This is a genomic window from Streptomyces sp. NPDC060028 (genome assembly GCF_042736725.1).
Taxonomy (GTDB): domain Bacteria; phylum Actinomycetota; class Actinomycetes; order Streptomycetales; family Streptomycetaceae; genus Streptomyces.
The window spans coordinates 19,266-29,229 of record NZ_JBHWVJ010000092.1; the positions used below are offsets into that span (position 1 = coordinate 19,266).

At 73.2% G+C, this 9,964-nt stretch carries 11 protein-coding genes; 2 read left to right on the top strand and 9 right to left on the bottom strand.

Annotated elements, in window-relative coordinates:
- Nucleotides 1-66: 66 nt before the first annotated feature.
- From ACFWBF_RS31590 to ACFWBF_RS31600, 3 genes are read right to left on the bottom strand one after another with little or no spacing between them, the layout of a single operon-like run.
- Nucleotides 67-1,011 carry an NAD kinase gene (locus ACFWBF_RS31590; RefSeq protein WP_385607914.1) on the bottom strand — a complete coding sequence of 315 codons (945 nt, stop codon included), beginning with the start codon at nucleotides 1,009-1,011 and terminating at the stop codon, nucleotides 67-69.
- Nucleotides 1,008-1,823, bottom strand: a complete 816-nt coding sequence (locus ACFWBF_RS31595; protein WP_385607915.1) for a TlyA family RNA methyltransferase — start codon at nucleotides 1,821-1,823, stop codon at nucleotides 1,008-1,010. Before ACFWBF_RS31595 ends, ACFWBF_RS31590 begins: the two co-directional genes overlap by 4 nt.
- 7 nt (nucleotides 1,824-1,830) lie before the next feature.
- Nucleotides 1,831-2,136 (bottom strand): hypothetical protein, encoded by a 306-nt coding sequence (locus tag ACFWBF_RS31600; protein ID WP_385607917.1) that lies wholly within the window; start codon nucleotides 2,134-2,136, stop codon nucleotides 1,831-1,833.
- 64 nt (nucleotides 2,137-2,200) lie between these two features.
- On the opposite strand from ACFWBF_RS31600, the gene ACFWBF_RS31605 reads away from it, so the two are divergent.
- Nucleotides 2,201-2,548, top strand: a complete 348-nt coding sequence (locus ACFWBF_RS31605; protein ID WP_385607919.1) for an SCP2 sterol-binding domain-containing protein — start codon at nucleotides 2,201-2,203, stop codon at nucleotides 2,546-2,548.
- On the opposite strand, the gene ACFWBF_RS31610 is transcribed toward ACFWBF_RS31605, so the two are convergent.
- The 4 genes from ACFWBF_RS31610 to ACFWBF_RS31625 all read right to left on the bottom strand — a co-directional run bounded on the left by ACFWBF_RS31610 (nucleotide 2,532) and on the right by ACFWBF_RS31625 (nucleotide 6,586).
- Nucleotides 2,532-3,380, bottom strand: coding sequence for an ABC transporter ATP-binding protein (locus ACFWBF_RS31610; protein ID WP_385607921.1), 849 nt, complete (start codon nucleotides 3,378-3,380; stop codon nucleotides 2,532-2,534). The two genes, ACFWBF_RS31605 and ACFWBF_RS31610, sit on opposite strands and share 17 nt — an antisense overlap.
- Nucleotides 3,377-4,438 carry a FecCD family ABC transporter permease gene (locus ACFWBF_RS31615; protein WP_385607923.1) on the bottom strand — a complete coding sequence of 354 codons (1,062 nt, stop codon included), beginning with the start codon at nucleotides 4,436-4,438 and terminating at the stop codon, nucleotides 3,377-3,379. The genes ACFWBF_RS31610 and ACFWBF_RS31615 overlap by 4 nt, the downstream gene beginning before the upstream one ends.
- Nucleotides 4,435-5,481, bottom strand: coding sequence for a FecCD family ABC transporter permease (locus ACFWBF_RS31620; protein ID WP_385607925.1), 1,047 nt, complete (start codon nucleotides 5,479-5,481; stop codon nucleotides 4,435-4,437). Before ACFWBF_RS31620 ends, ACFWBF_RS31615 begins: the two co-directional genes overlap by 4 nt.
- A 73-nt stretch (nucleotides 5,482-5,554) precedes the next feature.
- Nucleotides 5,555-6,586 carry an HAD-IIA family hydrolase gene (locus tag ACFWBF_RS31625; protein ID WP_385607927.1) on the bottom strand — a complete coding sequence of 344 codons (1,032 nt, stop codon included), beginning with the start codon at nucleotides 6,584-6,586 and terminating at the stop codon, nucleotides 5,555-5,557.
- Between the two features lie 89 nt (nucleotides 6,587-6,675).
- Here ACFWBF_RS31625 and ACFWBF_RS31630 point away from each other — a divergent pair, with 89 nt between their 5' ends.
- Nucleotides 6,676-7,947 carry a DUF1015 family protein gene (locus ACFWBF_RS31630; protein ID WP_385607928.1) on the top strand — a complete coding sequence of 424 codons (1,272 nt, stop codon included), beginning with the start codon at nucleotides 6,676-6,678 and terminating at the stop codon, nucleotides 7,945-7,947.
- Between the two features lie 91 nt (nucleotides 7,948-8,038).
- On the opposite strand, the gene ACFWBF_RS31635 is transcribed toward ACFWBF_RS31630, so the two are convergent.
- Together ACFWBF_RS31635 and ACFWBF_RS31640 are read right to left on the bottom strand one after the other, a co-directional pair.
- Complete coding sequence (locus ACFWBF_RS31635) at nucleotides 8,039-8,935, bottom strand: hypothetical protein (RefSeq protein ID WP_385607930.1); 897 nt, start codon at nucleotides 8,933-8,935, stop codon at nucleotides 8,039-8,041.
- Nucleotides 8,917-9,964, bottom strand: a 1,048-nt coding sequence (locus ACFWBF_RS31640; RefSeq protein WP_385607932.1) for a hypothetical protein, incomplete at its 5' end; no start/stop codon positions are given. The genes ACFWBF_RS31635 and ACFWBF_RS31640, both read right to left, overlap by 19 nt.

Below are 9,964 nucleotides of genomic sequence, written 5' to 3' on the forward strand. Positions count from 1 at the left end.
GATACCGAGGTTTCACGGGTGCCATGTGACGTCACCCGTCCGGAGCCGGTCGAACAGTCGCACCAATTAGTGCGGAGCGCCGCGCCACCCCGACACCGGCAGCGCGAATTTCGCGACGAGCCGGTCCGTGAAAGACGCGTGGTGCAGCCGGGCGAGCCGCACCGGCACCGTCCCCCGCCGGACCTCCACCCGCGCCCCGGCCGGCAGCTCCAGCATCCGCCGCCCGTCGCACCACAGCACCCCGTGCGGGGTCCCGGTCTGCACCTCCACCGCCAGCACCGAGTCGGGCGAGGTCACCAGCGGCTTCGCGAACAGCGCGTGCGCGCTGATCGGCACCATCAGCAGCGCCTCCACCTCCGGCCAGACCACCGGCCCGCCCGCCGAGAAGGCGTACGCCGTCGAGCCCGTCGGGGTCGCGCAGACGATCCCGTCACAGCCGAAGCCGGAGACCGGGCGCCCGTCGATCTCCAGGACCACCTCCAGCATCCGCTCCGGGGAGACCTTCTGGACCGCGGCCTCGTTCAGCGCCCAGTCCCGGTGGACCACGTCTCCGTTGGTCCGCACGATCACGTCGAGGGTCATCCGCTCCTCGACCTCGTACGCCCGCGTCACCACCCGGTCCACGACCTTGTCCAGGTCGTCCCGCTCGGCCTCCGCGAGGAAGCCGACCCGGCCCAGGTTCACGCCCAGCATCGGCACCCCCGAGCCGCGCGCGAACTCGGCGCCGCGCAGCAGGGTCCCGTCGCCGCCCAGCACGATCAGCAGCTCACAGCCGGCGAGCACCTCCGGGGTGCACTCGGCCACCAGCTCCACCTCGGGCGGCAGCGGCAGGTCCACCGCCTCCTGCCGCAGGACGCGTACGCCCAGCCCGCACCTCAGCAGACCCTGCACGACCAGCTCGGCACTGCGGATGGCCGCCGGCCGCCCGGTGTGCGCGAGCAGGAAGACGGTCCGTTCCACCCCTGAGGCCCCAGAAGCCTCCGACGCCGATGAAGCTGATGAATCTGTCACTGCGGCCCCTCCGCCACTGCACGGTCAACATCCGCCGGGTCGAGTTCCGGTGCCCCCGCCCGCAGCCACAGAAAGTACTCGACGTTGCCCGACGGGCCCGGCAGCGGGCTCGCGGTCACCCCGAGCACTCCCAGGCCCAGCTTCCCCGCCTGCGCCGCGACATCCCGCACGGCCTCGGCGCGCAGCTCCGCGCTGCGCACGACTCCGCCGCTGCCCAGGCGGTCCTTGCCCACCTCGAACTGCGGCTTGACCATCAGCACCAGGTCGGCGGCGGGCGCGCAGCACCGTACGAGCGCCGGCAGGACCAGGCCGATGGAGATGAAGGACAGGTCACCGACGACCAGGTCGACCGGGGCCCCGTCGAGCAGCTCGACCGTCAGCTCGCGGACGTTCGTACGGTCCTTGACGGTGACGCGGTCGTCGCTCTGCAGCGACCAGGCGAGCTGTCCGTAGCCGACGTCGACGGCCATCACGTGCGCCACGCCCGCGCGCAGCAGTACGTCGGTGAACCCGCCGGTGGAGGCCCCGGCGTCCAGTGCCCGGCGGCCCTCGACGAGCAGTCCCAGCGGCTGGAAGGCGGCCAGCGCCCCCGCCAGTTTGTGGCCGCCCCGGGAGACGTAGTCCGGGTCGCTGTCGTCCTTGAGGACGACCAGGGCCGCGCTGGTCTCGACCTGGGTGGCCGGCTTGGTCGCGGTGGCGCCCCCGACGGTCACCCGGCCGGCGGCGATGAGCTGGGCCGCGTGTTCGCGCGAGCGGGCCATGCTGCGGCGTACCAGTTCGGCGTCCAGACGGCGTCGTGCCACTCCTGCCACGGTGGGTTCAGCTCCTGTTTTCGTACGGACGAGGTCCGGGTGATGCGGATGGTGCGGGCGAGGCGGGCGGTGCGTCCAGCGCGGTGAGCGCGTCACGCAGCCCCCTGTGCACATCCTCGTACACCTCGACATGTCCGTCCGCCGCGAGGTGGTCGGCGTCCGCCAGCCGCTCCAGGTGCGCGTCCACCGCGGCGTGCCCGGTGGGAGTACGTACGATGCCCAGCGCGGCGGGCCCCCCGGGCTCGGCGGCGGCCTCCTGCGCGGCCGGCTCCCCGGCCGGCTCCCCGGGTGCCTCGGGCGCTTCGTCGGTCATGCCCTGACGCTACCGCGAAGCGCCCCGCGACCACGCACGGCTCTGCGGTACGGTCGTGATCACGATGGCTACGATCGAGGAGTGCCGCGAAGCACTCGACCGACTCTCTGACAACCTGGCGCGGGCGGAAGGCGGCGTGCGCGGTGCGACCGCGCTGGACCGCTCGCTGAGCTGCCACATCACCGACCTCGACCAGACCTTCACGGGCCGCCTCGACGGAGGCCGGATCCGGGTGGACGCGGCCCTGGCGGGGCCGCCGCCGACGAAGGCCGAGATACGGCTCGCCATGAGCGGTGACGACCTGGTCGCCCTGGTCGCCGGCGAGCTGAAGTTCGCCAAGGCCTGGGCCTCCGGCCGAATCAGGCTGGAGGCGGGCTTCCGCGACCTGCTGCGGCTCAAGAGCCTGTTGTAGAGGCGACGGCCTTCGTACGGGCCGACCGCGCGGCGGGGATCACCAGCGGGGTCCCCGTCTCGGGGTCGTCGATGATCTGGCAGCGCAACCCGAACACCTCCTCCACCAGCCCGGCCGTGACCACCTCGGCCGGCGGGCCCTCGGCGACGACCTTCCCGTCCCGCATCGCGATCAGGTGCGTGGCGTAGCGGGCGGCGTGGTTGAGGTCGTGCAGCACGGCGACCAGGGTCCGCCCCTGGTTCTCATGCAGTTCCGCGCACAGGTCGAGCACGTCGATCTGGTGCTGGATGTCCAGGTACGTCGTCGGCTCGTCCAGCAGCAGCAGCGGCGTCTGCTGGGCCAGTGCCATCGCGATCCACACGCGCTGGCGCTGGCCGCCCGACAGCTCGTCCACGGCCCGGTCGGCGAGCTCGGCGACCCCGGTCGAGGCCATCGACTCACCCACGATCCGCTCGTCCTGCGCGGACCACTGCCGCAGCAGCCCCTGGTGCGGGTAGCGGCCGCGCGAGACCAGGTCGGCGACCGTGATGCCGTCCGGCGCGATCGAGGACTGCGGCAGAAGGCCGAGGGTCTTGGCGACCTTCTTCGCCGGCATCGACCCGATGGCCTGCCCGTCGAGCAGCACCCGCCCGGCGGACGGCTTCAGCATCCGCGACAGGGCGCGCAGCAGCGTGGACTTGCCGCAGGCGTTGGGGCCGACGATCACCGTGAAGGAGTTGTCCGGGATCTCCACCGACAGGTTCTCGGCGATGACCCGCTGGTCGTAGCCGAGGGTCACGTTCTCCGCGGTCAGCCGCTGCACTTGCCTACTCCTCAGTTCGTTCGCGCTCATATACGTCCCGCCTTGCGCTCGGTGACGAGCAGCCAGAGCAGGTAGACACCGCCGACCAGACCGGTCACCACGCCCACCGGCAGCTGGTCGGCGCCGAAGGCCCGCTGCGAGGCCCAGTCGGAGACCAGCAGCAGCACGGCGCCCATCAGGGCGGCGGTCAGCAGGCTCGCCCCGGGCGACCGGGTCAGCCGCCGGGCCAGCTGCGGCGCGGCCAGCGCGACGAAGCTGATGGGGCCGGCCGCAGCGCTCGCCGCGGTGGTGAGCAGGATCGCCGCCACCATCAGGACCAGCCGGGTCCGCTCCACCCGCACCCCGAGGGCGTACGCCGCGTCGTCGCCCATCTCGATCATCCGCAGGGCCCTGCTCTGCCCGAGGATCAGCGGGAACAGCACTGCGCAGGCCGCCAGCAGCGGCCACACCTGCGCCCAGTCCCGGCCGGCCAGCGAGCCGGTCAGCCAGACCATCGCCCGGGTGGCGTCGACGAGCTGTGCCTTCGTCAGCAGGTACTGGATGACGGCGACGAGCATCGCGGAGGCGCCGATGCCGACCAGGACCAGCCGGTAGCCCTGGATCCCCTGCTTGTAGGCGAGCAGGTAGACGGCCAGGCCGGCCAGCAGACCGCCCAGGAGCGCGCCCACCGCGACCTCTCCGGCGCTGCCCTTGAACAGGATGATGACGGTCAGCGCGCCGACCGCCGAGCCGTACCCGAAGCCGAGCAGGTCCGGGGAGCCGAGCGGATTGCGCGACACGGACTGGAAGACGGCCCCCGCCATCCCGAGGGCCGCGCCGACGAGCAGGGCCACCAGGACCCGCGGCAGCCGCAGGTCGTTGATGATGAAGTCCTGCGCGGGGGTTCCGTTGCCCAGCAGGGTCTGCACGACGTCCGTCGGGGCGATCTGGAAGTCACCGGTGCCGATCAGGAGTACGGCCAGCACCAGCGCGGCGATCGCGAGCAGCAGCCCCACGGCCAGCGCGCGCCGCTCGACGCGCAGCGACAGCCCGCCGGGCAGGTGCAGCGGCCGGGGCCCGCGGCGGCCCGCGGCGGGTTTGACGGTCACAGCTGGGCCATCCTCTTGCGCCGGACGAGATGGATGAAGACCGGGCCGCCGACGAGCGCGGTGACGATTCCGACCTGGAGCTCGGCGGGCCGGGTGACGACGCGGCCGATGACGTCGGCGCCGAGCAGCAGCACGGGCGACAGGACCGCCGAGTACGCCAGCACCCAGCGCATGTCCGGCCCCGTGAACACCCGTACCAGGTGCGGGATCATCAGGCCGATGAAGACGATGGGCCCGCAGGCGGCGGTCGCCGCCCCGCACAGCAGGGTGATGGCGAGCACCGCGCCGATCCGGGTCCGCGTCAGGTTGGCGCCGAGCGCCCGCGCGGTGTCGTCGCCCATGGCCATCGCGTTGAGCGGCCGGCCGAGCGACAGCGCGAGCACCGCGCCGACCAGCAGGAACGGGGCGACCTGGCGCACGGTGTCCATGTTGGCCGAGGCCAGCGAACCCACCGTCCAGAAGCGGAGCTTGTCCAGCGCCTTGCTGTCCATCAGCTGCACGGCGTTGATGTAGCCGATCAGGGCCGCGCTGGCCGCCGTCCCGGCGAGGGCCAGCCGCACCGGCGTCGCGCTGCGGCTGCCGCCGAGGACGTACACGACGACCGAGACGACGGCGGCGCCGAGGAAGGCCCACCACACGAACTCGCTCAGGGAGTTCGCGCCGAAGAAGCTGATCGCGGAGACCACGGCCGCCGCGGCCCCCGCGTTGACGCCGAGGATGCCGGGCTCGGCCAGCGGATTGCGGGTCAGCGCCTGCATCACCGCCCCCGAGAGGCCGAGGCCCAGACCGACGAGCAGCCCGAGCAGGGTGCGTGGCACCCGCAGGTCCCGCACCACCACGTCGGAGGGTGTCCCCGTGTAGTGGAACAGGCCGTGCCAGACCTCCCCGAGGGGCATCTGCTTGGCGCCGACGGCGATGCTCGCCACGGCGATCAGGGCCAGTACGGCGAAGGCGGCCAGCAGCCCGGCGGCCCGCGCGGCATGGCGGGAGCGGGTGGGGGCGACCGGCGCCGCGCTCTGTTCAGGAGGACTCTCGACCAACACGAAAGTTAGGTTAGCCTACCCTGCGCCTGCGTGGATCCCCCGAACGGCACCCCGCCCGCCCCCTGCCACGCGCCTAAAGGCCCAGCCTGGCCAGCGCCTTCCCGGCGTCAAGCCCGCACGCCCCGTCACCCGCCTGCGTCCAGGCCGCCGCGCACAGGGCCCGCAGCCCGTCCAGCGGATCCCCCTCGCCCCGCAGCTCCAGTACGCCGTCCTGCGCGGCCGCGGTCCAGCCCCCGCAGCCGAAGCCGTCCGCGGCCGCCGCCACCTGCGGCTGCCCGGTCAGCAGCCCGCGCAGGTCCCGGTCCACGTACGTCGGCCGGTGCCTCGGCTCGGCGCGCAGCAGCTGCTCCGCGTCCGCGATCCCGGTCAGCACCAGCAGCGAGTCCACCTCCCCGTTGAAGGCGCCCTCGATGTCGGTGTCCAGCCGGTCCCCGACCACCAGCGGCCGCTTCGCCCCGGTCCGCAGCACCGTCTCCCGGTGCATCGGGGGCAGCGGTTTGCCCGCCACCTGCGGCTCCGCCCCCGTGGCGATGCGTACGACCTCCACCGCGGCGCCGTTGCCCGGCCCGATCCCCCGCGCCCCCGGAATCGTCAGGTCGGTGTTGGACGCGTACCACGGCACCCCGCGGCTGACGGCGTACGAAGCCTCCGCGAACCGCCCCCACGGCAGGTCAGGACCCCCGTACCCCTGGACGACCGCCGCGAGGCCCTCCTCGTCCGCCGACTCCACCGGCACCAGCCCGCGTTCGCGCAGCGCGACCCGCAGTCCCTCGCCACCGATCACCAGCACCTTCGACCCCGTAGGCACCTGCTCCGAGATCAGCCGGGCCACCGCCTGCGCCGAGGTGATCACCTCACCGGCCTCGGTCGGGATCCCCAGCTCGCTCAGGTGCTCCGCCACGGAGTCCGGGGTGCGCAGCGCGTTGTTCGTCACGTAAGCGAGGTGCATCCCGTCGGCCCGGGCCGCGGCCAGCGACTCCACCGCGTGCGCGATGGCCTCACCGCCCGCGTACACCACCCCGTCCAGGTCCAGCAGGGCCGTGTCGTACGCCTGGTGCAAGTTCCGCTCACTGCCCGCGGGGCTGGTCCTGCTCTGCCGGGTCATCGTGTCGACTCCTCATACGATCGATCTTGTCCGGTTTCCGTACTCCCCCCGATCATCCCGCATGGCGAGACCCGACCTACGATGCTCCAATGACCACTTCTGGCACCGCCGACCATGGACTGCGCCTGATCCCGTTCCATGGCCTGCGCTACGTCCCCGAGCGCGTCGGCAGCCTGGCCGCCGTCACCTCGCCGCCGTACGACGTGGTCGTGCGCCCCGACGGACTCAACCACCTCGAGTCCGCCGACCCGCACAACATCGTCCGCCTGATCCTCCCGCAGGCCGACACCCCCGCGGCGCGCAACGAGCAGGCCGCGCGCACCATGCACCACTGGCTCGCCGAGGGCGTCCTCAGCACCGACGACGAACCGGCGCTCTACGTCTACGAGCAACGCCGGGCCGGCCTCGTCCAGCGCGGCGTCATCGGCGCCCTCGCCCTGTCCGCGGCGGACGCCGGCATCGTCCTGCCCCACGAGGACGTCATGCCGGACGTGGTCACCGACCGGGCCGGCCTGATGCGGGCCACCGCCGCGAACCTCGAACCCCTCCTGCTGACCTACCGCGGCGACGACCCCGAAGCGGGCGCGGCGGCCGTCGTCGAACGCGCCGCCCGGCGCGCCCCGCTGCTGTCGACGACCACCGAGGACGGCTTCCAGCACCGGCTCTGGGCCATAACCGACCCCGCCGAGCTGGCCTCCGTGACCGCCGATCTCGGCCGCCGCCAAGCCCTCATCGCCGACGGCCACCACCGCTGGGCGACGTACTTGCGCCTCCAGGAGGAGCACCCGTCCCCCACCCCGTGGGACTTCGGCCTGGTCCTCCTCGTCGACACCGCCCGCTACCCCCTCCAGGTCCGCGCCATCCACCGGATGCTGCGCCGCCTCCCGGTGGCCGCGGCACTGGCCGCCGTCGACGGCCACTTCCGGGTCCGCCCGGTCGACGGCCCGCTGCCGCTGGCCATGGAGGCCCTGGACGACGCGGCGGAGCGGGGCAACGCCTTCCTGCTCGCCGGTGACGGCAGCTTCCACCTCGTCACCGACCCCGATCCGGCCCTGATCGAGCGCACCGTCCGCCGCGACCGGCCCGAGGCCTGGCGCCGGCTGGACGCCACCGTGCTGCACGCCACCCTGCTCGACGCGATCTGGGACGTGCCCGACACCCCGGACCACATCTCGTACATCCACGACACCGAGGCGACCGTCGCGATGGCCGAGCGCAACGGCGGCACCGCGGTCCTGATGCACCCCGTACGGGAGGAAGTGGTCCGGGACCTGGCCCGCCAGGGCGTCACGATGCCCCGCAAGTCCACCTCCTTCGGCCCGAAGCCGGCCACCGGCCTGGTCCTGCGCAGCCTGGACTGACCCGCTCTGCCCGGGCAGGCCCCGGAAACGAAAAAGGGCGGTACCCCCACCGGGGGTACCGCCCTTCCTCACTCACTCACACTCAACCGACTCAGGCCTTGTCGCGGCCCTTGTCGTCCTCGTCCACGACGACGGCCTCGTCAGTGAGGTCGATGTCCGACTCGTATTCCTCGTCGTCCTCGTCGTAGTACTCGGCCACGTCGGAGGCACGCTCGGCGGCGCGCACCTCGGGGTCGTCCGAGTCCTCGTCGTCGTCCTCGAGGTCGTCGAGCTCGTCCTCGGGCTCGCGCTCGTCGTCGACTTCGTCCTCGGGCTCGTCGTCCTCGTCGGCGACGGGCTCGTCGTCCTCGAGGTCGGCGCCCGCGTCGACGAACTCGACCCCGTCCAGCTCGGCGAGCCGGTCGGAGGCGTCCGTGGCCCCGTCCTTGTCGGCCTCGAGGGCCTTGGCGAACCACTCGCGCGCCTCGTCCTCACGACCGGCCGCCAGCAGGGCGTCGGCGTAGGCGTAGCGCAGCCGCGCGGTCCACGACTGGACGGAGCTGGAGGCCAGCTCCGGGCTCTGCAGGGTCACGATGGCCGCGTCGAGCTGGCCCATGTCCCGCCGGGCACCGGCCGCGACCAGACGCATCTCGACCTGGCCGGCCTTGTCCAGCTTCTGCACCTCGGGCTCGCCGGCCATGGCCAGCGCCCGCTCCGGACGGCCGAGGCCGCGCTCGCAGTCGGCCATGACGGGCCACAGCTCGACGGAACCGGTCATGCGCTTGGCGGCGCGGAACTCCGCGAGCGCCTCGCTGTACTTCTGCGTGGCGTACGCGGCGAAGCCGGCGGCCTCGCGCACGGCGGCGACGCGGGAGGCCAGCCGCAGGGCGATGCGCGAGTACGCGTACGCCTGCTCCGGGTCCTCGTCGATCAGCCGGGCCACCATGACCAGGTTCTTGGAGACTTCCTCGGCCAGGCCCTTGGGCAGGCTCAGCAGCTCCTGGCGCACGTCGGCGTCGATCTCGAAGCCGGTGACGTCCTCGTCGATCGGAAGCCGCTTGACCGGGTCGCGGTCCGCACGGAAGTCGCGGTCGCCGCCACGGTCATCACGACCGCCGCGGTAGCCACCACGATCGCCGCCACGGTCGTCACGACGGGGGTACGAGGGACGGTCGCCACCCCGGTCGTCACGACGCGGGTAGCTGGGACGGTCGCCACCACGGTCGTCACGGCCGCCGCGGAAGCCGCCACGGTCGTCGTCGCGACGCGGGTAGGACGGACGGTCGCCCCCACGGTCGTCACGGCGCGGGTAGCTGGGACGGTCGCCACCGCGGTCGCCACCGCCACCGGTGGGACGGCCACCGCGGTCGTCGTCACGGCGGGGGTACGAGGGACGGTCGCCACCACGGTCATCACGACGCGGGTACGACGGACGGTCGCCACCACGGTCGTCACGGCCGCCGCGGAATCCGCCACGGTCGTCGTCACGGCGCGGGTAGCTGGGGCGGTCCCCACCACGGTCGTCACGGCCACGGAAGCCGCCGCCACCACCGGTGGGACGGTCACCACGGTCATCGCGACGCGGGTACGACGGACGGTCGCCACCCCGGTCATCGCGACGCGGGAAGCTGGGACGGTCGCCGCCACGGTCGTCACGGCCGCCGCGGAAGCCGCCACGGTCGTCGTCACGGCGCGGGTAGGACGGACGCCCACCACGGTCGTCGTCACGGCGGGGGTAGCTCGGGCGGTCCCCACCACGGTCGTCACGGCCACGGAAGCCGCCGCCGCCGCCACCGGTGGGACGGTCGCCACGGTCATCGCGACGCGGGTACGACGGACGGTCGCCACCACGGTCGTCACGACGGGGGAAGCTGGGACGGTCGCCGCCGCGGTCGTCACGGCCGCGGAAGCCGCCGCCACCACCGGTGGGACGGTCACCACGGTCATCGCGGCGCGGGTACGACGGACGGTCGCCACCCCGGTCGTCACGGCCGCGGAAGCCGCCGCCACCACCGGTGGGACGGTCACCACGGTCGTA

Bases quoted from the DNA above. Each gene is read 5' to 3' on its own strand.
- ACFWBF_RS31600 (WP_385607917.1), bottom strand. From the start codon at position 2,136: ATGACCGACGAAGCGCCCGAGGCACCCGGGGAGCCGGCCGGGGAGCCG.
- ACFWBF_RS31605 (WP_385607919.1), top strand. From the start codon at position 2,201: ATGGCTACGATCGAGGAGTGCCGCGAAGCACTCGACCGACTCTCTGAC.
- ACFWBF_RS31610 (WP_385607921.1), bottom strand. From the start codon at position 3,380: ATGAGCGCGAACGAACTGAGGAGTAGGCAAGTGCAGCGGCTGACCGCG.
- ACFWBF_RS31625 (WP_385607927.1), bottom strand. From the start codon at position 6,586: ATGACCCGGCAGAGCAGGACCAGCCCCGCGGGCAGTGAGCGGAACTTG.
- ACFWBF_RS31630 (WP_385607928.1), top strand. From the start codon at position 6,676: ATGACCACTTCTGGCACCGCCGACCATGGACTGCGCCTGATCCCGTTC.